This is a genomic window from Myxococcus sp. RHSTA-1-4, assembly GCF_020037125.1.
GTDB lineage: Bacteria > Myxococcota > Myxococcia > Myxococcales > Myxococcaceae > Myxococcus.
This window is the reverse complement of the sequence record NZ_JAIQDG010000034.1, coordinates 75,570-100,638: the sequence shown is the minus strand read 5'-3', so window position 1 is coordinate 100,638 and position 25,069 is coordinate 75,570. Positions and strand designations below refer to the sequence as shown.

Below are 25,069 nucleotides of genomic sequence, written 5' to 3'. Positions count from 1 at the left end.
CCCCGCCGTCAGCGGGTGGACGGCCGCGCGTACACCGTCACTCCTCCTGTTGCAGTCACGTTCTCCACCCAGATGAAGCGCTCCCCGATGCGGGGCGCGGGGATGAAGCCTCCCGGGTCCGGCGTCAGCTCCAGGTCCACCAGCCCCGTCGCCGGGTTCCAGCGGGGCATCGCGAAGGGCCTGGCGGCGCCCGGCGCGGTCAGGCTCGGAAGGATGGGGCCCGGGCGCAGCGTGAGCCGCTCCGTCACGAGGGCTCCATCCAGCGCCAGCCCTCCCTCTTCCACCAGCCTGCCGCTCGCGGCCGGGTAGCGGTGGAGCGTCTCCAGCATGAAGCCCGACGAGAAGGTGGTGCTCACCGTCCACAGCACGCCCTCCTCGTAGCCCACGGGCTCCCCCTCCGGACCCTGGCAGGGCGCGTCCAGCACCGGCAGGTAGGCACCGTCCTCGCCGAGCTGGTAGGGGCACGCCTGGAGTCGCAGCTCGGAGGTCCGTGGGTCGTTCGCGTTGCCCACCACCAGCAGCCGGGCCCCCGCGCGCAGCAGCAGGGCACCGGCGGGGTCCCTGCCCAGGGAGGCGTAGAGGTTCAGGAACTGGAGGGAGGTCTCGGGCGCGCGGACGAGCCCTCCCGGCTCGGTGAAGGTGTACCGGTACAGCGTCGCCTTGCGTACCAGCAGCAGCTCCTCCGGCGTCGCGAGCCGTGAGGCCGTCCCGGTGTCAATGGGGCCGCCCGGCGTGCCCGGCGCGAGGGGAAAGGGGGCGGTGCTGGTGAGCTCGAGCGGCCCGGTGCCCGTGTCGATGTAGCGGAGCACCCGGTCCCCAGCCAGAGTCCACACCACGTCCCCCGCCACCGCCATGGCCGCATCGGGGGAATCGGCGAGCGGCTGGAAGGCGCCGCCCGGTGCTCGTACCGCCCGCGCACCACACAGCCAGGTGCCCCGCGCGGTGCGGTCCACGTACGGGCAGCTCGTCCCGCCGGGGAAGGACGCGAGGGGCGGCGCGTCGCGGTGGTCCTCCACCACCAGCACGTCGAGCTGGTGGAGGCTGCCCACGGGCGCGAAGGCGACGATGACGTGGTGGCGGCCCGGCTTCGTGGGACGGAAGCGGACCAGGGCGCTGCCCGTGCCGAGCGACACGGTGGCGGGCACGGGCCGGTTCTCCGGGTCGGAGACCTCCACGCTGACGGACTCCGGCTGCCTCGGCGGCTCGTCCGAGTCGCAGGCGCGGGTCAGCGTGGCGGGGATTGTGAGGACCACCTCCTGGTCCACGCCGGAGACACGCTGCGAGGACGCCGGCGGCTGCTGCGAGCCACCGAGGCAGGGCACGGAGTTGCCCGGGCAGCCGCTGGCGCCGCCCAGGACGAGCAGGGCGGCCAGCAGGTGTCTCCAGCGCGGGGCCCTCATCACGCGCGCTCCACCGCCCGCTTCCACTTGGCCAGGTGGTGCTCCCGCACGTGGGGCTTCATCTTCGGCTTGAAGGTCTTGTCCGCCTTCCACGCGCGGCGGATGGCCTCCGGGCTGTCCCAGACGCCCGCGCCCAGGCCGCCGAGGAACGCGGCGCCCAGGCTGGTCGTCTCGAGGTTCTTCGGGCGCACCACCGGCACGCCGAGGATGTCCGCCTGGTACTGCATGAGCAAATCGTTGGCCGCCGCGCCGCCGTCCGCCTTGAAGGTGGGGATGTGCCGCCCGCTGTCGCGGCGCATGGCCTCCGCCAGGTCGTGAATCTGCAAGGCGATGCCCTCCAGCACCGCGCGCGCGAGGTGGGCCACGGTGGTGGAGCGGTCGATTCCGGCGAAGAGTCCGCGCGCCTCGGGACGCCAGTGGGGCGCGCCCAGGCCCGCCAGGGCGGGGACGAAGACGACCTCCCCGGAGTCCTTCACGCTGGCGGCGAGCGCCTCGATGTCCGGCGCCTTCTTGATGGCCTTGAGCCCGTCGCGCATCCACTGCACCGCGGCGCCGGCGATGAAGCTGCTGCCCTCCAGCGCGTACGTGGTGGTGCCGGTGCCGCCCAGGCGCCACGCCACGGTGGTGAGGAGGCCGGCGCTGGAGCGCACCGGCGTGGTGCCGGTGTTCATCAGCAGGAAGGCGCCGGTGCCGTACGTGCACTTGGACTCGCCGGGCTCGAAGCACGCCTGCCCGAAGAGGGCGGCCTGCTGGTCCCCCGCCATGCCCGCCACGGGCACGCCGTCCGGCAGGCTGCGCATGCCACGCGTGGTGCCGTACACCTCCGCGGAGCCGCGAATCTGCGGCAGGCACGCGGCCGGCACATTCAGCAGCGCGCGCATGTCGTCGTTCCACTGCAGCGTCTTCAGGTCCATCAGCAGCGTGCGGCTGGCGTTGGACACGTCGGTGACGTGCGCGGCGCCGCCGGTCAGCTTGTAGACGAGCCACGTGTCGATGGTGCCGAAGCACACGTCACCGCGCTCGGCGCGGGCGCGGGCGCCCTTGAGGTGGTCGAACATCCACGTGAGCTTCGTGCCGGAGAAGTACGGGTCCACGACGAGGCCCGTCACCTCGCGCACGCGCGGCTCCACGCCCTCTTCCTTGAGCCGCCTGCACATCTCCGACGTGCGCCGGTCCTGCCAGACGATGGCCTTCGCCAGCGGCTTGCCGGTGCCACGCATCCACAGGCCCGTCGTCTCGCGCTGGTTGGTGATGCCCACCGCGGAGATGTCCCGGCCGGTGAGGCCCGCGTCCTTCAGCGCCCGGGCGATGCACCACTCGCTGGTGGCCCAGATTTCGTCCAGGTCGTGCTCCACCCAGGACGGCTTGGGGAAGTGCTGGGTGAACTCCTTGTAGGAGCGGCCCACCACCTGAAGCTTCGAGTCGAGGATGGAGACGTGGGTTCCGGTGGTGCCCTGGTCCAGGGCCAGCACGTACTTCGCCTTCGGCATGGGGTGAGTCCTCCCAACGGCAGACGGCCAGATGGGAGGAACCTACCCCAGCCTGGGGGCCGGACAGGCGAGGTTCCTGTCCGAGGCGTGTCTAGTCGCCGTACGGACCCCGGCCGCCGAAGATGCGGCGCAGCCCGTAGGCCGTCAGGCCACCCATGGCCATGCGGCCCAGTGAGCCGCCGAGAGCGCCGCCCGACGGGGCCCGGCCGCGGCCGTAGCCGTACCCGATGGGGCGGCGGCCATGGCGGGTGCGTCCGCGATTCCGACCCCCGGCGCCGTAACCGCGATAGCTACGGCCGCCGGACAGACCACCGAGAATGTTTCCCAGAAGAGACATGGTGAGGCCTCCTGTGCGTCAGGTTGAAGGCCCCCGCCCGAAGCGGGAGCGTCCCCGCCGGGGCGGGAGTGCCTTCAAGGTGACGCCGCCCCCCGGGGAGGACACCCCTTCCCGGAGGGCGCTCCTCCGGGGCCTTCTGGCGGCCCCGGAGGCGGGCAGGCGGCTTCAGCGCCCGGTGTAGATGCCGATGGCGCCCCGGTGGGTGATGCCGCCCGCGGCGTCCCGGTACGCGCTGAAGGCCACCAGCACCTTGCGGCTGTCCCCGCTGCCCACGACCTGGATGTCCCAGACGGGCAGGCCGGACAGCGCGCCGAGCACGCTGTTGTGGCTGACGAATTCGCCCTCGGCGTGCATCCGCATCAGCCCGCCGCCCCAGCGGTGGCCAATCCACAGGCTGCCGTCCCGCGTGTCCCTCTCGAGCGCGGAGACGAAGCGCTCCCTGTCGCCCGCCAGGTGGTACGCCGTCACCGCGCCCGCGTCGTTCATCTTCGCCAGGCCCCAGGCGAAGCTGGAGACCCACACCGTGCCGTCCGGCATGAGGACGAGGTCGCTGACGAGGTCGTCCTTGCGCTGCTCGCGGGTGGGAATCTGCGGCTCGGCCACGGCGTCGGGCCAGAGGTCGATGCGGTTGGCCCGGTGCTTCTTCTCCTCCGTCTGCTTGCGCGCCGCCTCGAAGTTCCACGGGGCGCCGGTGCCCACGTGGCCCACGGCGTTGGTCATGATTTTGAACCGCGAGGTGCGGATGTGCGTGCCCATCCACACGTCACCGTCGGGCCGCACCGCCACGCCCCAGACGTCGCCGGCCAGCCGGCTGTCCTCGCTGTCGGTGGCGCTCATGGCGATGTGCGGGTGCACGTGCTCCATGACGCCGAACTTGCAGCGCTGGCGCGTCTCGCGGCCCACCTCGTTCCCCGCCGCGTCACGCTGGATGTAGACCCACGCGTTGGCGGCGAGAATCTCCGGGTTGGAGCACGTCTCGGCGCCCTGGTAGTCCGGCTCGGCCCAGGCGAGGCCGTGGTTGGAGGCGAACCACAGGCTGTTGCGCTGCTTGTCCCAGACGATGCGGTTCACCGTGCAGAGCTTCTCGCGGTGGCCGTAGCCCGGCACCGAGTGCGCCGGCGAGTGGATGTCGTAGTGCTGCACCCGAATCGTGCCGTCGGCCTGGAGCTCCACGCGGTCCGCGTCGCCGCTCTTGAAGATGGCGGGGTCCTCGAGCTCGCCCGGGGCCTTGTAGAACTCGCTCTCGCAGTTGGCCTGGCCCTGGTAGCCCACCCACACGGTGCCCGCGGGGCCGCCGGTGACGGAAATCACCTTGAGGTAGCGCTTCTCGGGCAGCGGGTCCTTGCCCTTCCAGGGCGCCCACGGCTTCAGGCCGTCCGCCAGGGTGAAGCACTTGAAGGTGGTGGCCTCCGGACGCAGCACGCAGAGGCCGTCCTCGCCGCCGGCCACCCAGAGGTTGCCGCCCTCGTCCTCGGTGACACCCAGCACCTCGCGCGGAGCGCCCTGCGCGGCGCCCAGGAAGCGCCAGCCGGCCGCGTCCGGAGGAACGCGGGGGCCGCCGTTGGGCGGAGGCGTACCGGAGTCCGGCGTTCCCGAGTCGGGCGTCCCCGAGTCCGGCGTGCCGGCATCCGGCTCCTCCTGGGGCGGCGGGTCCTCCTCCTTGTCATCGACAGGCGGGTCGTCCCCGTCATCCGGGGGCGGCGGCGTGTCGTTCCCGGGTTGTTCCTCGGGAGGCTCCGAGGGGTCCCCAATGGCAGGACGGGTTTCTGGCGTGCCGCCTCCGGTGCACGCCATCCACAACGCCGCCCCCAACACTCCCGCCCACCACCTGCCTCGTCCCAGCCATCGCATACCCGGGTCTGCCTCCAACGTCCTCCGGCGGACGTTCCACTCCTGGTCCCTGAGCCCAGAGGCAAGCGGGGTGCCAGGGCTTGCCGGGGCGCGAGCGCCACGCGGTGCCACGCGGAGGGAAGCGCGAAGGAGTGGCGTGGGGTGCCGCGTTCCCCATGCGGGGAAACACGGTGCCAGTCCCGTGGAGGCGAGCGGTGCGTCCGTCCGGCGCCGGTCCTGACAGCGAGGCCCGGAAGGCATTGGCGGATGGGAGCAAATTCACGGCGGATGCGCGCAAGCGCGCCAGAGCGCGGAACGGCATCTTCCGCCTCGCTCGCCGGGACATGAGGCCCCGGCTCTTCCAGACACGAGGACGGACATGTCTTTCACGATGAGGCGGTGGGTGGTGTCGCTGTGCGCGGTGCTGGCGGTGGGGTGCGCGGGTTCGAAGGCGAACCTGGTGGACGCGGACGTGGCCCGCTACACGAGCGACGCGAACGGGTTCGACACGCACTCGTTCTTCTATGACACGGGCGCGGAGGTGGTGGTCTTCGACGCGCAGTTCACCGAGGCCGAGGCCCGGAAGGTGCTCGCCGCCATCCGTGCGAAGACGGGCAACCCCATCCGCTACGTGGTCGTCACGCACCCGAACCCGGACAAGTTCAACGGCGTGGGCGTGTTCCAGCGCGAGGGCGCGAAGGTGGTGGCGAGCGAGGCCACCGCCGCGGCCATCCCCGCCGTGCACGCGTACAAGAAGTACTTCTGGGTGAACGTGGCGAAGATGTTCACCGAGGAGACGTACCCCGCGCAGGCCACGGTGGACGTCACCTTCCGCGGCACGTACGCGCTGCCGCTGGAGGGGGACGCGAGGGTGGAGCTGACCGAGCTGAAGCACCCGGGTGTCACCACGACGCAGACGGTGGCGTACGTGCCGGGCCGCAAGGCGCTCATCGTGGGAGACCTGGTGCACCACAAGACGCACGCGTGGCTGGAGGGGGGCCTTCGCGACGGCAAGGTGGTGCCGGACGTGGAGGCGTGGAAGGCGGCGGTGGACGAGCTGGCCGCGTGGCCGGAGGCCACGGTGTACGGCGGACGGGGCGAGGCCGCGCCGGTGACGGACGCCATCACCGCGCAGAAGCAGTACCTGGACGGCATGGTGGCGCTGGTGAACGCCTACGCGGCGGAGCTGGGGAGCCGCAAGGCGGAGCTGTGCGGTGACGCGGCGGCGCCGCATCACGCGGAGCTGCAGAAGCGCGCGGCGGCGGCCTTCCCGGACTACGCGCTGCCGTACATGGTGGGGTACGGGGTGTACGGGCTGGTCAACCAGCTCGCCTGCGGCGGGTAGTGGGAGTGCGGGTGGCCCGGGGCGGCGGTGTCTCGCCCCGGGTGATGCGCTGGCGGAAGTCGCGGGGGCGCTCGCCGGTGAAGCTGGTGAAGGCGTGGGTGAAGGCGGCGAGGCTCTCGAAGCCCACCGCGTAGGCCGTCTGGGTGACGCGGGCGCCGTCCTCGGCCAGCAGCTCCATGGCGCGCAGCATGCGGGCGTCGTGCAGGAAGCGGCGCCAGGAGGTGCCGGCTTCCTCCTCGAAGCGGCGCGAGAGGGTGCGCTGGGACAGTCCCGCCGCCTTCGCCGCGCCCGCGAGCGTGACGGGGCCCGCGAGCCGGGTGAGCGTGTACGTCATGGCGCGTTCCAGCTCCGGCGTGCGGGCGCGAGGCAGCTTCCACTCGCGAGGCTCCGCGGCCCACTCCGCGAGCAGGTGGGCGAGGGCGGAGAAGAAGCTCTCCGCCACCCTGTCACGCGGCGCGCGCTCCGGGCCCCAGCGGGTGGAGTAGAGGAGCATCTCCCGCGCGAGGGGCGGCAGGACGAAGACGCGGCACTCGCCCTCCGGCGCGACGGGGACGTGGGAGGGCTCCAGGTACACGGTGCAGAGGGTGACGGGCTGCGTGGCGCTCACGCGGTGGCGCGTGCCTCCGGCCAGCCACGCGGCACGCTGGGGAGGGAGCAGCCACTGCGCGTGGGCCACCTCCAGGTGGAGCGCACCGCGCGCGGCATAGAGGAGCTGGTGCCGGCGGTGGGTGTGCCAGCCGGAGGAGAAGGCCGCCGGGTCGTCGGTGAGGCAGAAGGCGGAGGCGGGCACCGCGTCCACGTCCACCAGGGGTCTGGGCAACTCGGTCCTCCGTCCTCCCACCCCGGCTCCGCCGAGGGTGCGCGGGGCGGGAGTATACGGCCGGCGTGCCTACCCCGGCTTCGAGTTGGAGTGGTCCGTGCTCTTGCTCACCAGGTAGCCACCGTGGCTGATGGCCAGCAGCGCGACGAAGCCCTGGGACAGGGCGGGCAGCCCGGCGGTGTCCCCGCGCAGCACCGCCATGGTGACGTCCATGAAGTAGCTCACCGCGGCGATGGCGGTGAAATAGAACATCTGCACCTTGGCCAGGTCGACGTGCGCGGTGTTGCCGACCTCGTCACCCTGGAAGATGTCCGAGACGCGCGCGTCGTGGATGCTCTCGTTGGCGTAGAGGACGCCCTGGCGCTGCGAGTCGATGGCCTGCTGGTCCTCCGAGAGCTGGTCCGCCGTGCTCTTCATCATCTTGGCGTCCGGCTGACGCTGGCGCTTGCCGCCGAGCAGCAGCGGCGTGCCCAGCAGCGACGTCGAGGAGATGCCCATCGTCAGCCACAGCTCCTGGGGAATGCCGACGTCGACGGCGTTCGGTGTCCCTGCCTTGATGCGCGCGACGACCATGGTGAGGTAGCCACCGATGACGATGATGGTCCAGAGCACCGCCTGGAAGCGTGACAGGCTCATCAGGTTGCGCTCGTTGATGAGCACGCCGAAGGGCGTCCCGGAGATGGTCTGCCCCAGCACGAGCAGGAAGGCCACCAGCACGACGGACGTCGCGACGTAGCTCCAGCCCGGCGCCACGAACCACGCCGCCATGAAGGTGAGCAGCGGCAGGGCCGCGGTGAGCACCACCAGCCGGTTGTTCACCGCGAGCGGGATGGGCTTCATGACGGCGCCGTGGGCGGCGGACGTCGAGGTGCTCGTGGTGACGGACTGCGCTCCTGGATTGGCCGTATCACTCATGACTTCCCCCCGTGTGGAAGCCAAAGCATAGCAGCGCTCCACCCACGCCCCCGCAACCGGGCTGGCTCATGGGCCCGCCGTCATGCGTCATGGCGTGGCCGGTCCGTCTACCGTCCGCTATCCGAAGCTCTCCGGCCCTGGGGTCGGGGGCGCGTGTCCGCGTATCCCGTCAGCTCCACGTAGCCCTGGCCCGTCAGCGGCTCCCCCTCGCGCGTGCCCTCCAGGCCCACCGAGCCCTCCCAGTAGACGACGCTCACCGGCAGCTCCTGGTCCGCCAGCCTCGGCGTCACCGTGAGGTCCAGCCCCAACTTCTCCACACGCAGCCGCCAGCGTGACGGGTACACGCCACCACTGCGCGGACTCTTCCACGTGTCCAGCACGGTGAGCTGTATGTCCTCGCGGGACACCCTCACCGGCGCGCTGGACTCCGCACCGGCCGAGGGCACCCACGTGCCCGAGCTGAACCGGTCCGCCGAGCCGTCCTTCCGGCGGAGCTGGTAGTACATCAGCTCGCTCCCGTCCGAGAGCTGCAGCGAGAACCAGTCCCAGCCCACCTGGTCCTCGCCGAGCGCGCTGGTGCTCCACTCGCGGTCCATCCAGCTCTCGCCCTTCACCGCGTACGTCCGCCCCTCCACCCGCACCGTGCCCCGCGAGGGCATCCGTGTCATCGAGTAGTAATAGGACGCGTTGCCCCGCTCCGGCCCCTTCTGGCTCAGGCCCCGGTCGCCCTGGAGCACCGGCGGCTTGCCCGGCTCCAGCAGCAATTCCAGCGCCACCTCGTCCGTCTCCGCGCGCAGCCGCACGGGCCAGGTGGACTCGCCCACGCTCGCTGCTTCCCAGTCCTCCAGCCACACCTTGAACGGCCGTGCGCTCGCCCCGGCCAGCTCCAGCGCGGAGCGGCTGAAGCGCTCGGAGGCATGGAACTCCCCGGCCGCCACGTCCGACACCGTGAAGTGACCCAGGTACACCTGCCGCGCGCCCCATGCGGACTGCCGCTGGGGGGCCTCCGGCGCCAGCGCGCTGCGGAACAGCGTGAACTGGTAGCCGAAGGCGCGCCCGTCCTCCGTCTCGAGGTTGCCCGTCCAGTACCACCACTCCGTGCGGAACTCCGGGTGCGGGCCATGGTCCTCGGGGAACTGGAAGGGCCGGGGCTCCACCGCGCGCGCGTAGCCTTCCGCGCCGCCTCCGCCGAGCGCATCGCTCACCGTGAGCGTGCCTCCCGGGTTCAGCTCGGGCGGGCGGGACTCGTGCGTGACGATGGCCACGGCCACCGCCAGTCCCGCCAGCACCACCGCCGTTCCGATGACGAGCCCTCGGCCGCTCATCCCTCATTCCTCCCGCAGCGCGAGCGCGGGGTTGGCGCGCGCCATCTTCCAGGCCGGGTACAGGCCGGCCAGCGCTGACGCCACCAGCGCCAGCAACACCGCCTGCACCAGCGTCTCCGGCGACACCGCGAGCCGCAGCGTCCACCCGAACGAGCGCTGGTTGATGACGTGCACCAGCACGTACGCCAGCGCCATGCCCAGCGGCACGGAGAACAGCCCCGCCAGCAGTCCCAGCAACCCCGTCTGCAACGACACCAGTCCCCAGAGCTGTCCCGGCGTCAGCCCGGTGGCGCGCAGCACCGCCAGCTCGCGGGCCCGCTCCAGTTGCAGCGACATCAGCGCGCTCAGCACGCCCACGAAGGCCACGCCGATGGCCAGCAGCCGGAGCACCTGCGTAATCGTGAAGGTGCGGTCGAACACCTCCAGCGACGCCTGCCGCAGCGAGCGGTTGGCGCGCACCAGCAGCGCCTGGGAGTCCCCGGCCCGCTCGCGCACCGAGGCCACCAGCGCGTCCACGTCCTGCCCGGGCGCCGCGTACAGCGCGACACCGCTCACGCCCCGGTCGTCGAACCAGCGCTCATACGTGGTGCGGGGCATCAGCATCGTCCCCACGTCCGAGCCGTAGTCGAAGTACACGCCCACCACGCGGAAGTCGTGAGGCCCTCTATCCGTGGTCAGCCGCACCGTGTCTCCCACGCGCACGCGGCGGTGGAAGCTGAAGGGCTCGGAGACGAGGAGGGCGTCCGGCGAGGACTCCAGCTCGCGCCACACCGTCTCCGGGTTGCCCTCCTTGAAGCGGTAGGGCCGCGCCTGTGTCCGGGTGAAGTCGATGGCCAGCAGGTCCGTGGGCACGCCATCCACGCGGGCGGAGGCCACGCGGAGGGTGCTGCTGGCCGCGACGCCGGGCGTGGAGCGCAGACGCTCCTCCAGGCCGGGCACCAGCGTGGCGCCTCCGCGCCGCGCCACCAGCGAGGGCGGGGAGATGAACACGTCCGCCTGCAGCGACGTGTCCAGCCACGACACCACCGTGCCCCGGAAGCTGGACACCATGAGGCCCACGCCCACCGTGGTCGCCACCGCCACCATCAGCGCCGCCAGCGCCACCGCCGTGCGGCTGAGGCTGGTGCGCACGCTCCGCGCCGCCATGCGCCCCAGCAGGCCGAAGGTGCTGCCCAGCGGCAGCGCCGCCACCGACGACAGCCGCTCCGTCACCCACGGCACCAGCAGCGCCGAGCCCAGCAGCACCGAGAAGAGGCCCCCGTACGCCGGCAGCAGCGCCTGCGTGGGCCACGTCAGCATCCCCGTGCCCGCGGCCAGCACCACCAGCCCCAGCACGGCCAGCCTGGGCGCGCGCGAGCGGGACACATCCTCCAGCGTGGAGCGCCGCATCGTCGTCACCGGAGCGGAGCGCGCCGCCTCCCACGCCGGAACCAGCGCCGCCACCAGCGTGGCGCCCAGCCCCAGCACCAGCCCCTTGGCCAGGGTGAAGGGCTCCAGCGCGAGTGCCCGCACGCTCACCACGAAGTACAAATCGTTGAACGTCTGCGTGACGAGCCCCACCAGCCCGCGCGCCAGCAGCACGCCCAGCAGCAGGCCCGCCACCGTGCCCACGGCGCCCAGCACCGCGGCCTCGCCCAGCACCAGCGCGAAGAGCTCGCCCCGGGTGATGCCCACCGCGCGCAGCCGCCCCAGCAGCCCACGCCGCTGCACCACGGAGAAGGTCATCGTGTTGTAGATGAGGAACATCCCCACCACGAGCGCCAGCAGCGACAGCGCGGTGAGGTTGGTGCGGAAGGCCCGCGTCATCTGCTCCACCGTGCCCGCCCGCGCGGAGGCGCGTACCAGCTCCGTCCCCGTGGGCAGCGCCGCTTGCAGCCGCTGAGCCTCCGCCTCGTCGCGTATCCGCAGGTCCACGCGCGTCAGCCGCCCCACCTGCCCCAGCACCTCCTGCGCGGTGGACACGTCCGTGAGCACCAGCGCCTCCACCGCCCGCGCGGTGTCCTCGTCCGACGGCGTCAGCAGCCCCGCCACGCGCAGCCGCTTCTCCACGCCCTCCACCCGCACCGGCAGCTCGCCGCCGGAGGTGATGCCCAACGACTGGGCCGCCCGCGCGCTCAGCAGCACCGTGCCCGGCTCGGTGAGCAGCGCGCCCACGTCGCCCACGGCCTCGCCCTTCGCGTAGTCGCGGAACGGCGCTTCCGCGAACGGGTCCACGCCCAGCACGGTGAGCGTGCGCCGGTCGCCCACCGCCGCCTGCACGTGTCCCTCCACCACCGGCGCGGACACCGGCGCGTCACGGCGCAGGCGCAGGTCCCGGTACACGCGCTCGTCGAGGCCCGAGGAGCCGCCCACCACCTGGTGCGTGGCGCGGCCGGCCACCGCGTCCGTGGAGCGCTCGAAGGCGCGTAGCGCGCTGCCGCTCGCCAGGTCGATGGACACCACCACCGCCACGCCCAGGGCGATGCCCAGCAGCGACAGCGCCGTCAGCCACGGGTGGCCGCCCAGGTGGCGCAGGCTGGAGCGGACCAGCAGCCGCCTCACCGCGCCTCCCTTCGCGCGTGCTCGCGCTCCACCAGCCGCCCACCCTCCATCGACAGCACGCGGTCCGCGCGGGACACCAGCGCCGGCTCGTGGGTGACGACCAGCGCGCACGCGTTGCCCTGCCGGGTGAGCCCCTCCAGCAGGTCGAGCACCTGCCGGCCCGTGGCCTCGTCCAGGTTGCCCGTGGGCTCGTCCGCCAGCAGCAGCGGCGGGGCATGGGCCAGCGCCCGCGCCACCGCCACGCGCTGCTGCTCGCCGCCGGACAGCCGGTCCGGGAAGCTGCGCGCGCGCTCTCTCAGTCCCACCCGCTCCAGCAGCGCCCGCGCCTTCGCCCCGGACTCCGCGGCGCCGTGCCCGTTCAGCTCCAGGGGCAGCCGTACGTTCTCCTCCACCGTCAGCGTGGGCAGCAGGTTGAAGGCCTGGAAGATGAAGCCCACGCGCTCGCGCCTCAGCAGCGTGCGCTCGCGCTCGCTCAGGCTGCCCAGATTCCGGCCGTCCACCCGCACCTCGCCCCGGGTGGGCACATCAATGCCGCTGATGAGGTTGAGCAGCGTGGATTTTCCCGAGCCGCTGCGGCCCAGCAGCACCACGAACTCGCCCCGGTGCAGGGAGAGCTGGACGCCGGAGAGCACCTCCCTCACGGTGTCACCTTCGGCATAGGCCTTGGTCACATCGCGCAGCTCGACGAGGGGCGGGGTGTCGGACGGAGGCATGGGCGCGTCTCAGATACACGGATGCCCGTCGCGCCGCCGCGTTTTGCGCCCGCCCGTCTTCCGCTCAGGCCCCGGCCGCGGGCGCGTCCCGGTTGCCTCCGTCCCGCCACTGCTCCAGGAAGCTCCCCACCTCCGCCGCCAGCAGCGGACCGGCCGTGTCGCGGGGGATGATGTGGAAGCCGTGACGCAGGGAGAGGAAGCGCACCGACGGAGCCGCCGCCAGCCGCCGGGCGAGCCACCGCCCGCCCTCCGGGTCCACCACGTGGTCCTGCTCCGCCACCGCCACCAGCGTGGGGCACCGCACGTGCGCCGCGTCCCTCGCCGCCCGGTCCTGCAAGGTGCACAAGTCCCTCAGCCGCGCCACCGGGAAGGCGGGGAGGACGGGCGCCTCGGCCAGTGCCTCCGGGTCCGAGATGTCCGTGCCCGTCTTCTCCGCCCACGGGCGGGCCCACTCCAGCAGCGGGGTGCGCGCCAGCTGCCGGATGAGGAACATGCGCGGCCCCCGGAAGCGCACCGCCGGGGCCACCAGCGCCAGCGCCCGCACCACCCCGGCGTGGTGGGCCGCCAGTCTCAGCGCCAGCAGCGAGCCCATGGACAGCCCCGCGACGAAGATGCTCCGGTGGCCGCGCAGGGAGTGCAGCGCGTGCTCCGCCGCCGCCTGCCAGTCCCGCCAGTTGACGTGCAGCAGCGCCTGGGGCGTGGTGCCATGCCCCGGCAGCCGGGGGGCCACCGCGCGCATCCCCCGCGCCGCCAGGGCCTCGCCCAGCGGGCGTACGTCCCACGGGCTGCCGGTGAAGCCGTGCAGCAGCAAACACGCGTCCTCGCCCGTGCCCAGGTCGAAGGGCGCTGTCTTCCGCGGGTCCATCGCCTCGGGATGTGCGCTCACACCGTGACGCTGGCCACGAGGAGGCGCAGGCGCTATGCCGTCTGCTTCATGGCGGACACTCCGAAGCCCCCGGACATGCAGCTGCAGATTCAAATCGACGAGGACGTGGCCAATGGCCAGTACGTCAACATGGCCCTGGTGAACCACTCCGACACCGAGTTCACCCTGGACTTCATCTACGTCCAGCCCCAGGTGTCCAAGGCCCGGGTGCGCTCGCGCATCATCACCAACCCCAAGCACATGAAGCGCCTGCTGGCGGCCATGCAGGACAACATCGCCCGCTACGAGGCGAAGTACGGCCCCATCGTCCTGCGCGAGGACGACAGCGGCATGCACTGACGCACGCTCCGCCGGGCGCCCTCCGCGAGGTGGCTAGGGCTTCTCCTCTCCGGAGGGGGGCTGCTGGCGCTCGGCGAGGTACGCGTCCGCCCGCGCCTTCAGGTGGGCGGCGAACTTCGGCTCCACCCGGCTCAGGATGGCCCACTCGATGTCGGTGGCGCGCAGGAGGGTGGGCTTCGTCGGGGACAGGGGCTCACCCAGCACGTACGTGCCCGCCTGTCCCGAGGCGCCGCCGCCGCTTCCCTTGTCCTCCTTGGCCTCCCGCTGGCCCGCGAAGGAGCCCGGGTGCGAAGCGGCCCGGCCATTGGTGGTGTAGGCCATCCGGTACGCGCGAACCATGGTGCGTCCATTGTCCAGCCGGTGCGCCTGCACCAGGATGCGGGACCAGCTCGCGCCGATGTCCACGTTGCCCTTTATCTTCCACGTCGTGTGCAGGTAGAGCGGGTCCGCGGTGGGCAGCAGCTCGTAGCCCTGCTCGACGAGCAGCTCCCGCGCCGTCGTCAGCAGTGACTCCGGTGGAAGCTTGTAGACGGCCTGGCTCGTCGTCCCTTCCAGCAGGCTCTGGCGCGGGTCCGGGGTGACGGCGCAGCCCACGGCCCCCAGCAGGAGTCCGGCGGCCAGCAGGGATGCGAAACGCCGATTCATTGCAGACACCTTGTGCCCCGGCCTCGGGAGGAAACATCCGGCGCTTCGGGGCCTCACGGGCCGGACGCCGAGGAGAACGCACCGAGGCTACGACATATATCGTAGGCAGGGCACTGGCCCTTCAGTCGCAGCGGTAGCAGAGCGTCCGGGTGCCGCCGGGGACCCAGGGCGCGGCGTGGTCCTGGCAGACCCTGCCGGGCAGTTCGTGGAGCCTCCGGACGCTGGCCTCCAGGCGGGGGATTCCGTCCGCGGCGTGGCGCCGGTAGGCCTCCCAGTCCGCCGCGGAGGCCTCCCAGAAGACGCAGGTGCCCGGGCCTTCCTTCACGGTGCCGGTCTCGAACACGGGCCCGTGGCCGTTGTGGGCCTGCCAGTCGTCCGGCACCCAGCCCAGCGCCACGTTGGAGAAGTTCAGCCGGGGCCAGGACGGGGTCAGCAGCCCCCCGAAGCGCTTGCCCTTCTCACGCAGCACCTGCCGGATGAGCGCGGTGGCGTTCCGGTCCTCCAGCGCGTCGAGGAACTCGAAGGGCGGCTGGCCGCGCACGCGCTCCTCGTAGCCGGGGGCGTGGACCTTGAAGGCCCGGCCCCACCCGCGCGTCACCTCCACGAACATGACGGCGACGAGCACCGCCAGCCCGGCGCTCCACGCCCTTCCTCGTGGGGACCGGGCCTTCCCGTCGAGCAGCGCCCCGAACCGGTTGCTGGCGACGAGCATGGCGGCGCTCAGCAGCAGCACCAGCGCGTGCAGCCCGTACTTGAGGAAGTAGTAGTCGATGGGCAGCCGCGCCCCCAGGTAGGCGCCCTGTACCGCGGCGTTGATGCCGGCGAACAGCAGGGCGAAGTCGAGCAGCCGCCGCTCCACGCCGTCCCCACGAGGGACGAGGAAGCGCACGACGAGGAGCCCCACCACCGCCCAGCTCTGCACCCGCAGCGCGCGCTCGTGCGAGTGGGGCACGAAGCCGCCGCTGATGTGCGCCAGCGGGAGGAGCCGCCAGTACGCGTACGCCGCCGCGCCGAGGAGCGCGAGCCCCACCAGCCACGCCCACGGGCGCCACCTCCGGCCGAGCGACGTCGTCCCCTCCAGCAGCACGAGCACGCCGCAGGTGAAGAGGAAGTCGCCCAGGTTCAAGCCATAGGTGTACCGGTAGAACACCGTGAACACGGCGAGCGCGGCGCACCGCGCCCAGGCCGATGCCGGCAGCGCGTAGGCGAGCCACGCCAGCACCAGGGGCACGAGGCCGAAGAGGTGCGCATAGAAGCCCTCCCCCTGGTGGTAGTGCAGCAGCCGCAGCAGGAGGTGCGGCCACGCGAAGGCGGTGGCCACCAGCAGCGCCCCCTGCGCCACCACCATGGCGCGCCCGGAGCGCCAGAGGCGCCCGGCGGCGGCCTCCAGTCCCATGGTGAGCGCCACGGCGAGGACCGCGGGCACCAGGTAGAAGCCGGCGCGGAAGCTGGCGAACGCGTCCAGGCCGAGGAGTTCCTCCAGCAGGTGGGTCACCGTGTGGAAGATGGTGAAGCCCTGGTAGGTGCCGGGCGCGTGCGTGACGAAGTCGGCCCGCAGCGCGGCGTGGTTGCCGGCGTCGCCGCCCCCCGTGCTCACCAGCCCGCCCATGACGGGGATGCCCAGCAGCCGCCACGTCATGCCCAGCGTGACGGCGACGTAGAGCGCCTGGAGCAGGGCGAGCGGGGCGTGGGTCGGCCACGGCCGGCGGCTCGACACCGCCTTCCAGGTGAGGGCGGCGGCCATCGCGGCGCCGACGGCGGCGCCCACCCAGAGCGGCAGCTTCAGGGCGGACCGGAGCACGCTCGCCAGGGCGGCGGGCAACAGCCACGGGAGCAGGAGGATGAACAGTGGCCCGAGCCCACGAGGGGGCACCGCGGGAGGAGGGGTGGGCTGCGAGTCGAGGGTGTCCGGCACGGGGCGCCTGGGATTCAGAAGGCGACGCGGCTCCTATCCCATGTCCGCGAGCGCGCCAACGCCCGTGCCGGGACGCCGCTCACGACGGGTGTCGTATCTTCGCGCACAGGGATGGCGGAGCCTTCCTGCCCGTCCCCTTGTTGCCCGATGAGGGTTTCTCGGCGAGAAGGAGGCCATGGGTGCGGGAACGCTCATCGTCTTGCTGGCCTACAACGAGGAGGCCTGCATCACCGACGTCGTCGCCGAGCTCCGCCGGGAGCTGCCGGGCATCGACGTGGCGGTGGTGGACGACGGCTCCAGGGACGCGACGGCGGAGCGCGCCCGGGAGGGTGGCGCGGTCGTGGTCCGCCACCCCATCAACCTGGGCGTGGCCGCGGCCGAGGCCACCGGCCTGCTGTACGCGCTGCGCAACGGCTACACCCGCGTGGTGCGCATGGACGGCGACGGCCAGCATGACCCCCACGGCGTGCCGGAGCTGCTCGAGGCCCTGGACGGGGGCGCGGAGCTGGTGGTGGGCAGCCGCTTCGCCGGGGTGGAGAGCTTCCGCTCCACGTGGCTGCGCCGGCTCGGGAGCCGGCTCATCGCGGGCCTGCTGTCGTCGCTGTGCCGGCAGCGCATCACCGACCCCACGTCGGGCTTCCGCGGCTTCGGGCCCAGGGCCATCCGCTATTTCTCCTCGCACTTCCCGCACGACTACCCGGAGCCGGAGAGCGTGCTGATGGCGTCGCGGCAGCGGTTCCCCATCGTCGAGGTGCCGGTGAAGATGCGCTCCCGGCGCGCGGGGGTGAGCTCGCTGACGCCCTGGCGGTCCACCTTCTACATGGCCAAGGTGTCCTTCGCGCTCTTCATGGAGCGCTTCCGGGCGGTCTGAGCATGAGCCGGTCCAGCATCATCGTCCTGGTCTTCTCGGCCGCCTTCGCCGTGGCCGTCCTCCTGACGGCGCGCCGCCGGCGGACGTCGGAGCACCACACCTTCAGCTGGCTGCTGGTGTCCGTGCTCACGGCCGCCCTGGCGCTGTGGCGCAACGCCATTGACACGCTCGCCGCGGCCATGGGCATCTACTACCCGCCCTCCGCCCTCTTCTTCGTCGTGTGCGGCGGGCTCCTGTGGATGCTCTTCCGCCTCAGCCTCCAGGTGGCCGAGCAGCGCAGGCAGCTCCATCGCCTGGCGCAGGAACTGGCGGTGCTGTCCGCCCAGCGCCCCCCGCCCGCCGAGCGTCCCCCGGCGCCGGGCACGGCGGGCTGAGCGCGGCTCCGGGCGGGCCGGCCCGCACGGCCTGCCTCTGGCCACGCGGCCCGGCACGGCGCAGACTCCGGGCACCGTGCTCCGATTCCTCGTGCCGCTCCTCGTGCTGCTGTGTGCCTCCTCCGCCGCCGCCCAGTGCCTGGGGGACGGCGTGCAGCTCTTCCCCACGCCGGGCGCCGTCGTCCCCACCAACACGCGCTTCCTGCTGGAGGGCGTGGGCACCGCGCGCCCCCAGGTGGCGGCGCTGGTGGGGAAGAAGCTCCGGCTGGTGTCGGACAAACACGAGGTGGAGGTGAAGGCGCAGCGCGGGTGGGAGAGCAGCCTGGGCCGCGTCACCATCGTCCTCAAGGTGGCCGGGACGTTGCAGCCGGACACGCGCTACTCGCTGCGCATCGACGAGGTGCTGCCCAACGTCATGCTGCTCAACGGCCATGGCAGCACCGTGCTGCCCGAGTGGCGCACGGGAAAGGGGGCCGACGCCCACGCCCCGCGCTGGCTCAAGCGGCCCGCCGTCTCCGAGGGCTTCCTGCGCCGCACGCCCCAGGGCACCGCCCGCTTCGTCCGGCTCAACCTGTCGCTGCGCGAGGAGAGCCCCGCCTACCTCGTGGTGAAGCTGGAGCCGCGCCGTCCCGGGCCCGCCGTCCAGCAGTACGTGGTGCCCGTGCACAACAACACCGCCTTCATCGGCCACGAGGCGTGCAGCGGCACCTTCTCCATGGAGGACGGACGCAGCTACCGCGCCCGCATCGAGGCCTTCGACGCCGCCGGCCGCGAGGCTCCGCCCGTCCCGCCCGTTGACTTCGAGGCCCCGACGGAATGAGTCCCGGCGGGAAGGTGAGGGGCCGGGTTCGAAGCGGAGGCCCGCCCGGGCGCTGGATGTCTCCCCGGACGGCCGGAAGATGGTGTACGCCATCAACCCACGGGCAGGCCGGCCTCTTCGTGCCGACGGGATTCTGAGCGGCCTGCCCTGGAGGGCGCATGAAGACGGTGGACGTGGAGAGCCTCAAGGAGCGGATGACGGCCTTCATCCAGTCGCTGCAGGACGACATCTGCGGCGGCCTGGAGCGGCTGGACGGCAAGGCACGTTTCCGCGAGGACCCCTGGAGCCGTCCCGGCGGCGGCGGCGGGCGCACCCGCGTGCTGGAGGAAGGCGCCGTGCTGGAGAAGGCCGGCGTCAACACCTCGGTGGTCTTCGGCGAATTGGAGGAGCAGTTCGCCCAGAAGCTCCAGGGCGAGGGGCGCACCTTCTGGGCGGGCGGCATCTCCCTGGTGCTGCACCCGCGCAACCCGCATGTGCCCACCGTGCACGCCAACTACCGCTTCATCCACCAGGGCGGGAAGGCGTGGTTCGGCGGCGGCGCGGACCTGACGCCCTACTACCTCTACGAGGAGGACGCGGAGCACTTCCACCGCACGCACAAGGCCGCGTGCGACCGGCACGACGCGACGTACTACCCGCGCTTCAAGGCCGCGTGCGACAAGTACTTCTACCTGCGCCACCGCGAGGAGACACGCGGCGTGGGCGGCGTCTTCTTCGAGAACATGGGCGGAGACCTGGAGCGGGAGTTCGCCTTCATCCAGGACTGCGGCCGGGCCTTCCTCCCCGCGTACCTGCCCATCGCCGAGCGGCGCAAGGACACGCCCTTCACGGAAGGACAGCGCTTCTGGCAGGAGGTGCGGCGCGGGCGCTACGTGGAGTTCAACCTCGTTTATGACCGGGGCACCGTCTTCGGCCTGGAGACGCGCGGGCGCACCGAGTCCATCCTCATGTCCCTGCCGCCCCAGGCCCGCTGGCGCTACGATTACCACCCGGAGCCGGGGACGCCCGAGGCGAAGCTGGTGGACGTGCTCCGCCAGCCGCGCGACTGGGCGGGCCAGGGAGGCTGAAGCGCATGGCCTCGCGGAAGAAGCTCGTTCTCATCGTCTCCGCGGCCGTCCTCGTGGGCGCCGCCGTCTGGGGCTGGCTCTACTACCGGGGGATGCGCTCGCTGGGCGAGGGCCTGGCCACCGCCGACGGCAGGGGGGGCGGCCTCTTCAAGGCCGAGAAGCCCACCGACACCGAGGCCCGCGTCAACCTGCTCGCGCTGTGTGACGCGGTGCAGAGCTACCGTGACGAGCACGGCACGTACCTCGCCGCCGGCCCCACGCCGAAGGAGGTGCCGCGCGGCGGCGAGCCGGTGCCCTTCCCCAAGGAGGAGCCCTTCCAGCACATCGGCTTCGACCCGGGCGAGGAGGTCCGCTTCCAATATGAGGTGGTGGTGCAGGAGAGCCCGGTGGGAGAGCCGGAGGTGTCGTGCCTGGCGCGCGGCGACTTCGACGGCGACGGGCAGAACTCCGTGTACCGCGTTCGTCTGGATTCGAACGGAATGACCACACCCGTCGAGGTCGAGCGCGAGGGCGAGTAGTCCCTGCCGCAACCCGGCCTCGCTCCGCGCGAGAATCCAGTGGGTGGGCAGGTTCCGGACATCTTCAAAATGTCCGGTAACGGCGCGGCGTATCCGCCCGCGTTAGGCTCACAAGCGCCCGGGGCGGACACCCCATCCACCCCGGAACCCCTCCGCCGGCTGGTGAGGCATCGCCCATGTCCTCCTTCCGAATCCCCTCCGCCATCGCGCGCCTCATCCCCGCCCTGACGGGAGGCCAGGGTCGCGGCCCCATTCCCCAGGTGCTCGAGGGTGGCCAGTCCACGCGCCCGGGCCTGGGCGACAACTTCCGTGCCTGGCAGCAGCCTCCCCCGGGGCGCCCGCCCCTGGTGGGCGACGAGCGCCCCCCGGTGAAGTCCGTGGAGGAGCTGGTGCCCCCCGGCCTGGAGCAGGTGGAGGGGCAGGAGGAGCTGGCCCTCCGCTTCGCCTCGGACGCGGCCCTGCTGGCCGCGCACCTCAAGCCCTCGCAGCTCTCCGGCTCCGAGCGCGCCACCCGCCTGTGGGCCTTCTACGCCGCCTACGCGGAAGCCGCCGCCGGCAAGCCGCCCCAGGAGGAGGCGAAGGCCGCCTTCCGAGAGGCCCTCGAGGGCCAGGGCTTCGCCGAGCTGCGCGACGCGCACACCGGGCAGAACGGCGTGGAGCGCGGCCTCTGGGTGCTGGCCTCCCGCACCCCGGACGAGGCCCGGGAGCGGGGTGCCAGCGTCCGCCTGGAGCCGCCCCCGGATGTCCGCCACTCGGAGGCCGCCGTCCGGAAGGACGCCCCGCCCGCCGAGCGGGCGGGCGAGCAGGCGCTGTCCCTCCCCGCCGGCGCCCGCACCTCCGAGGCCGTCCGCGGCATGGCCGTCCCCGTCGCCCTGGAAGCCCGCCAGCCGGGGGGCGAAGAGGAGGAGGAGGACGCGGCGAAGCCCCGGCGCGAGCGCCACCGCGACCGCAAGCTGGGGGCGATGATGCTGTGGAACGTGCTCCACCGCTTCCGCTCGGACCCGGAGGACGGGGCGGTGGCACAGGCCCAGTGGGACCGGGCGACCTTCGGGGCGGTGCTGGCCCTGGCCGCCATCGCCCTCATCACCCTCGCGCTCGTGAGCCTCTAGGGCCGCCCGCCAGTAAACCCCCCGGCAGCGCGAAACTCCTTGGCGGGCGCCGGCTTGTGGTACGTTGCCGCACCCATTGGCCACCGACGACCTCACACTCGTCAAGCGCGTCCGGAGCGGCGACCAGCGCGCTTTCAAGCTCCTCGTCGAGCGTTACCAGCGCAAGGTGTACGCCGTTGCCCTGGGCATGCTGAAGGACAAGGAGGAAGCGATGGACGTCTCCCAGGAGGCGTTCGTCAAAGTCTATAAGTACCTGGACCACTTCAAGGGCGACTCGTCCTTCTACACCTGGCTCTACCGCATCACCGTCAACATCTGCATCGACGTGATTCGCAAGCGCGGCGGAGGCGGTGAGGCCGTCGAGTTCGACGAGTCCCAGGCCATGGACCTGTCCGAGGCCCGCATCGGCGCGCTCGGCAGCCGTCTGGGCACCAACCCCCAGAAGAGCGCCCTGCGCCGCGAATTGGCCGAGAAGATTCAGGAGGCCCTGGCCACCGTGCCGGAGAAGCACCGCGCCATCCTCCTGCTCCGGGAGATCGAGGGAATGTCCTACGAGGACCTCGCCCGCACCCTGGACATCCCCAAGGGCACGGTGATGAGCCGCCTCTTCCATGCCCGGGCCAAGGTCCAGAAAATCCTGAGTGAATACCTGGAGTTGGACGAGGCGAAGAGCGGCGTGGGCAGTGAGTGAGCGGGCCTCGAATATCTGAGGGAGGCGTGCGTCACACGATTCGCACCCCCCACCAGGAAGCAGGGTGAAGGATATGGCCGGAAATCCCGCATGTGAGCGTTTCGTCCCCATGCTCTCCCCTTACGTCGACGGGGAGCTCACCCCCGCGGAGCGGGTCACCGTGGAGCGTCACCTGTCCGCCTGCCGCGACTGCACGGGCCGCGCGGCGGACCTGCGCGCCGAGTCCGGTCTGCTCCGGGTGGGCCTGGACATGGCGGTGGACGACGTCGACTTCAAGGACTTCGCCCAGAAGGTCATGGCCCGGGTGACGCCGGAGCGGCCGCCGCTCTTCGAGCGCCTGAAGCTGACGCTGTCGGAGATGTTCCTCTACCAGCGCACGGCGATGATTTCGTCGCTGGCCACGGCGGCGGTGCTGCTGCTGGTGGCGCTGCCGCTGCTCATGGCGGACAGGGCGCCGGTGGGCTACGCGGCCGAGCGCATGACGGTGAAGTCCATCCAGCCCTACCAGAACGCCCGCGTGGCGCCGGTGGTGATGGAGACGGACAACGGGGGTACCATCATCTGGCTGGTGGACGAGGAGACGCAGGACGGCTCGTCCGGCGGCGCGGATGACGAGGAGTTGGAGGAGGAGATTGGCGGCGGCATGTCGCCGGACGGTGCCGGGACGAAGCAGCCCGCGCGCCCGTCGACGGACGCCCCTCGGCCGTCGGGAGGTCCCCTGTGAGAAAGCACGTGTCGTCGTGGCTGGCGGTGGTGGGGCTGGTGCTGATGCTGCCCCTGGCCGCCAGTGCCCAGGAGCAGAAGGTCCGGGTCCAGGCGGAGGTGGTGCTCGCCTCCAAGAAGGGCTCCGAGGTGGAGCCCCCCGAGCTGGCGAAGATGAAGGAGCAGTTCCAGAAGCAGAACTTCAGCTTCACCTCCTTCAAGCGCCTGTCGCTGGAGGTGCTCGAGGTGAGCGCGCAGAAGCCCACCGAGCTGAAGCTGCCCAGCGGCACCAACGCGTCGCTGCAGCTGCTGGACATGAAGGAGGGCATCGCCACCGTGCGCGTGGCCATCCCCCGCCAGCCCACGCTGGACGTGGAGCTGGGGCGGCAGGGCGCCGTCTACCAGAAGGCCGGCAAGTACGTGGGCGGGGAGCTCATCCTCGTCCTCTCCCCGCCCGCGAAGTAGTCACAGGCGACGCTGCCTTCCGAGGCCCTCAGGCGGCGCGGTGGACGGTGACGTCCGGCGCCGCGGGGGCCTCGTGCTCTTTCTGGGCCTTCGTGTCCACGGCCCGCTCCACGCGCGGAGGCGGGGCCTGGTGCGCGGCGGCGGGCTCCTCGGCGCGCTCGCGCTCCAGGTGGATGCGCAGCCCGTCGAGCATGGTGTCGAAGGCGGCGAAGACGCGGTCCACCATGGCGAGCGCGTCGGCGCGCACCTCGGGTGTCAGCTGCATGGCCTCCAGCTCGGCCGCCAGCTCCTCCTCGAACATGGCGTGCTGCGCCTCCGCCTGCATGTGGTGGTCGGAGAAGTACTTCAGGCGCTCGTCCGCGCCCTGCGCCGCGGTGAGGATGGCGGTGCGGCCGAAGAAGACATGGCTGGTGGCCTCCAGCGCCCACAGGAGGACGATGCGCAGCCGGTCATCCACCGGCCGGTACACCTCGCTGATGATGGCGTAGGCCGCGTCGCGCGTCTTCACGTGGGCCTTGCCGTACATGGTGCCGATGCTCAGCGAGCCGCCGGTGAGCGCGGCGATGTCGTCCTCGAACCACTGGTCGTGCCCGCTCTCCTCCGAGTAGTGCCGGTGGGCGAGCGCCTTGAGGTGCGCGTCCTGGAGGAAGTGCGCGTTGAGCCGCAGCACGTCCTGGAAGGTCATCACCCAGAACGTCAGCCGGGGCGCGAACGCCATCACCTGCTCCAGCGGACGGTCCATCCTCAAGTCGGAGAAGAACGGGTGCGAGGCGAACCGCGCCTCGCGGACAGCGATGTGTTGAAGCACGGCCTTCATGGGTGGTTCCTCACGGGTGATGCCCCCGCCCCGGCCTGGCGGAGGAGTCAGGACTTACGCCCGCCGCGGGGAGCCGTGCGGGCGCAAAGGCGTGCAACGCGCGCTACCAGTTGATGGTGTACGTGCAGGAACCATCTCCCCGTCGCCGGCAGCTCTTGGGGTCATGTTCAATACGCACCCAGAGCGAATCCTTGGGGCGGAACCTGTCGCCGATGGCCTCGATGAGGCCCAGGTCCAGGTCGCAGGGATAGGGATTGTCGCAGACCATGCGCGCGTTGCGCTTGTCCACGGGCTCATAGCGGTACCCCCCGATGCCGCCCTTGCCGCGGTGGTTCATCCGGTACGCCATGTCGAGGGCGCGCAGGCCCTTCTCCAGCGTGTCGATGTCCGTCGGGAAGTGCGCGCTGTCCGGAATCTTCCGGCCAATCGTGCGCACCGTGCTCGGGCCAATCTTCTCGAACACGAGCTGGAACGACTTGAGGAGGGCTGGCATGGGGTACCACGCGTCCGCCTTCAGGGGAGAGATGCCGTTCTCGCCGAGGATTCTCAGCGCCCGCGACTGGGCGAGCTCCATTCCATTAACGATGGCCAGGATGGACTGCCCGATGACTTCGACGCCGTGGAAGGCCTCGGGCCGCAGCGTCGACGAGGTGACAGGTGTGTGAGTCTTCAATTCCATACGTTTGTGCGTCCTCTTGGGGGGTGCGAGACATTGAACCGGTTTTTTCCAGTTTTTTCAAATTGCATTGCATGTCTGTAATTTTCCGGAAGAGGGGCTAAGGGATATCCGCAGGAGTGGCTTTGACCCGCGCGGCCGGTCGTGGCGCGCTCATGCCGCGGGTCGCCGCGGTGAGAGCGAGGCTGGTGGCGGGCAGGGGGGGGCGGGAGGCCGTGCACCCGTGCCGCGGGGCCAACGCGTGCAGTGTCATTCACAAGCGTTCAGTGTCGCTGTGTCCGCGCGTGGGAATCGGGTGTCCGCGGACGCGACGCGAGGTGTGTGGCGCTGCTCACACGGACTCGCGCATGAAGGTGGAAGTCCGAGGAAGGGGCACCCGACCCGGAGTGCGGGAGGGCGCGCGAGCGTGCGGATTCAGCAGGCCGGGCATGCGGATTCGGCAGGCCGCCCGCGCTGCC

24 protein-coding genes are annotated in these 25,069 nt (G+C 71.8%); 11 read left to right on the top strand and 13 right to left on the bottom strand.

Translation table 11 applies throughout. From position 1 onward, the window contains the following. Window positions 1-8 precede the first annotated feature (8 nt). From K8638_RS35280 to K8638_RS35270, 3 genes are all read right to left on the bottom strand, one after another. Window positions 9-1,400, bottom strand: coding sequence for a hypothetical protein (locus K8638_RS35280; protein WP_223759101.1), 1,392 nt, complete (start codon window positions 1,398-1,400; stop codon window positions 9-11). Next, entirely contained in the window at window positions 1,400-2,890 is a 1,491-nt protein-coding gene (gene glpK, locus K8638_RS35275) for a glycerol kinase GlpK (protein WP_223759100.1), read from the bottom strand. The genes K8638_RS35280 and glpK overlap by 1 nt, the downstream gene beginning before the upstream one ends. A 502-nt stretch (window positions 2,891-3,392) precedes the next feature. Then, entirely contained in the window at window positions 3,393-5,021 is a 1,629-nt protein-coding gene (locus tag K8638_RS35270) for a hypothetical protein (RefSeq protein WP_223759099.1), read from the bottom strand. Between the two features lie 415 nt (window positions 5,022-5,436). Between K8638_RS35270 and K8638_RS35265 the strand changes: the two genes are divergently transcribed. After that, complete coding sequence (locus K8638_RS35265) at window positions 5,437-6,402, top strand: MBL fold metallo-hydrolase (RefSeq protein ID WP_223759098.1); 966 nt, start codon at window positions 5,437-5,439, stop codon at window positions 6,400-6,402. Here K8638_RS35265 and K8638_RS35260 read toward each other — a convergent pair. The 6 genes from K8638_RS35260 to K8638_RS35235 all read right to left on the bottom strand — a co-directional run bounded on the left by K8638_RS35260 (window position 6,377) and on the right by K8638_RS35235 (window position 13,581). Then, on the bottom strand, window positions 6,377-7,222 hold the full coding sequence (locus K8638_RS35260) for a helix-turn-helix transcriptional regulator (RefSeq protein WP_223759097.1): 846 nt from the start codon (window positions 7,220-7,222) through the stop codon (window positions 6,377-6,379). The genes K8638_RS35265 and K8638_RS35260 overlap by 26 nt on opposite strands. A 69-nt stretch (window positions 7,223-7,291) precedes the next feature. Then, window positions 7,292-8,137, bottom strand: a complete 846-nt coding sequence (locus K8638_RS35255) for a hypothetical protein (RefSeq protein ID WP_223759096.1) — start codon at window positions 8,135-8,137, stop codon at window positions 7,292-7,294. A 107-nt stretch (window positions 8,138-8,244) separates the two neighbouring features. Beyond that, the gene (locus K8638_RS35250) at window positions 8,245-9,462 is read right to left on the bottom strand and encodes a lipocalin-like domain-containing protein (RefSeq protein ID WP_223759095.1); all 1,218 of its coding nucleotides are present in this window, start codon (window positions 9,460-9,462) and stop codon (window positions 8,245-8,247) included. A 3-nt stretch (window positions 9,463-9,465) separates the two neighbouring features. Continuing rightward, complete coding sequence (locus K8638_RS35245) at window positions 9,466-12,003, bottom strand: FtsX-like permease family protein (RefSeq protein ID WP_223759094.1); 2,538 nt, start codon at window positions 12,001-12,003, stop codon at window positions 9,466-9,468. After that, a complete protein-coding gene (locus K8638_RS35240; RefSeq protein ID WP_223759093.1) occupies window positions 12,000-12,716 on the bottom strand; it encodes an ABC transporter ATP-binding protein in 717 nt (238 codons plus the stop codon). The genes K8638_RS35245 and K8638_RS35240 overlap by 4 nt, the downstream gene beginning before the upstream one ends. A 64-nt stretch (window positions 12,717-12,780) precedes the next feature. Beyond that, window positions 12,781-13,581, bottom strand: coding sequence for a carboxylesterase (locus tag K8638_RS35235; RefSeq protein ID WP_223759119.1), 801 nt, complete (start codon window positions 13,579-13,581; stop codon window positions 12,781-12,783). Between the two features lie 69 nt (window positions 13,582-13,650). Here K8638_RS35235 and K8638_RS35230 point away from each other — a divergent pair, with 69 nt between their 5' ends. After that, a complete protein-coding gene (locus K8638_RS35230) occupies window positions 13,651-13,941 on the top strand; it encodes a DUF3467 domain-containing protein (protein WP_223759118.1) in 291 nt (96 codons plus the stop codon). A 33-nt stretch (window positions 13,942-13,974) separates the two neighbouring features. On the opposite strand, the gene K8638_RS35225 is transcribed toward K8638_RS35230, so the two are convergent. Continuing rightward, window positions 13,975-14,586, bottom strand: a complete 612-nt coding sequence (locus K8638_RS35225) for a hypothetical protein (RefSeq protein WP_223759092.1) — start codon at window positions 14,584-14,586, stop codon at window positions 13,975-13,977. 121 nt (window positions 14,587-14,707) lie between these two features. Continuing rightward, window positions 14,708-16,501: a hypothetical protein gene (locus K8638_RS35220; protein ID WP_223759091.1), complete on the bottom strand. Its 1,794-nt coding sequence runs from the start codon at window positions 16,499-16,501 to the stop codon at window positions 14,708-14,710. 175 nt (window positions 16,502-16,676) lie between these two features. Between K8638_RS35220 and K8638_RS35215 the strand changes: the two genes are divergently transcribed. The 9 genes from K8638_RS35215 to K8638_RS35175 all read left to right on the top strand — a co-directional run bounded on the left by K8638_RS35215 (window position 16,677) and on the right by K8638_RS35175 (window position 23,118). Then, entirely contained in the window at window positions 16,677-17,372 is a 696-nt protein-coding gene (locus K8638_RS35215) for a glycosyltransferase family 2 protein (protein WP_223759090.1), read from the top strand. A gap of 2 nt (window positions 17,373-17,374) precedes the next feature. Next, complete coding sequence (locus tag K8638_RS35210; RefSeq protein WP_223759089.1) at window positions 17,375-17,746, top strand: DUF2304 domain-containing protein; 372 nt, start codon at window positions 17,375-17,377, stop codon at window positions 17,744-17,746. Between the two features lie 76 nt (window positions 17,747-17,822). Beyond that, window positions 17,823-18,566 (top strand): hypothetical protein, encoded by a 744-nt coding sequence (locus K8638_RS35205; protein ID WP_223759088.1) that lies wholly within the window; start codon window positions 17,823-17,825, stop codon window positions 18,564-18,566. A gap of 158 nt (window positions 18,567-18,724) precedes the next feature. Then, entirely contained in the window at window positions 18,725-19,633 is a 909-nt protein-coding gene (gene hemF, locus K8638_RS35200) for an oxygen-dependent coproporphyrinogen oxidase (protein WP_223759087.1), read from the top strand. Between the two features lie 92 nt (window positions 19,634-19,725). Beyond that, window positions 19,726-20,151 (top strand): hypothetical protein, encoded by a 426-nt coding sequence (locus tag K8638_RS35195; protein ID WP_223759117.1) that lies wholly within the window; start codon window positions 19,726-19,728, stop codon window positions 20,149-20,151. 176 nt (window positions 20,152-20,327) lie between these two features. After that, window positions 20,328-21,260 carry an Immediate early protein ICP0 gene (locus K8638_RS35190; protein ID WP_223759086.1) on the top strand — a complete coding sequence of 311 codons (933 nt, stop codon included), beginning with the start codon at window positions 20,328-20,330 and terminating at the stop codon, window positions 21,258-21,260. Window positions 21,261-21,336: 76 nt separating this feature from the next. Then, the gene (locus tag K8638_RS35185) at window positions 21,337-21,951 is read left to right on the top strand and encodes an RNA polymerase sigma factor (protein WP_223759085.1); all 615 of its coding nucleotides are present in this window, start codon (window positions 21,337-21,339) and stop codon (window positions 21,949-21,951) included. Between the two features lie 73 nt (window positions 21,952-22,024). Beyond that, window positions 22,025-22,675, top strand: coding sequence for an anti-sigma factor (locus K8638_RS35180; RefSeq protein ID WP_223759084.1), 651 nt, complete (start codon window positions 22,025-22,027; stop codon window positions 22,673-22,675). Further along, window positions 22,672-23,118, top strand: coding sequence for a hypothetical protein (locus K8638_RS35175; protein ID WP_223759083.1), 447 nt, complete (start codon window positions 22,672-22,674; stop codon window positions 23,116-23,118). The genes K8638_RS35180 and K8638_RS35175 overlap by 4 nt, the downstream gene beginning before the upstream one ends. A 28-nt stretch (window positions 23,119-23,146) precedes the next feature. On the opposite strand, the gene K8638_RS35170 is transcribed toward K8638_RS35175, so the two are convergent. Both K8638_RS35170 and K8638_RS35165 read right to left on the bottom strand, forming a co-directional pair. Further along, window positions 23,147-23,935, bottom strand: a complete 789-nt coding sequence (locus K8638_RS35170; RefSeq protein ID WP_223759082.1) for a hypothetical protein — start codon at window positions 23,933-23,935, stop codon at window positions 23,147-23,149. A 103-nt stretch (window positions 23,936-24,038) separates the two neighbouring features. Beyond that, a complete protein-coding gene (locus K8638_RS35165; protein ID WP_223759081.1) occupies window positions 24,039-24,614 on the bottom strand; it encodes a hypothetical protein in 576 nt (191 codons plus the stop codon). Window positions 24,615-25,069 lie beyond the last annotated feature (455 nt).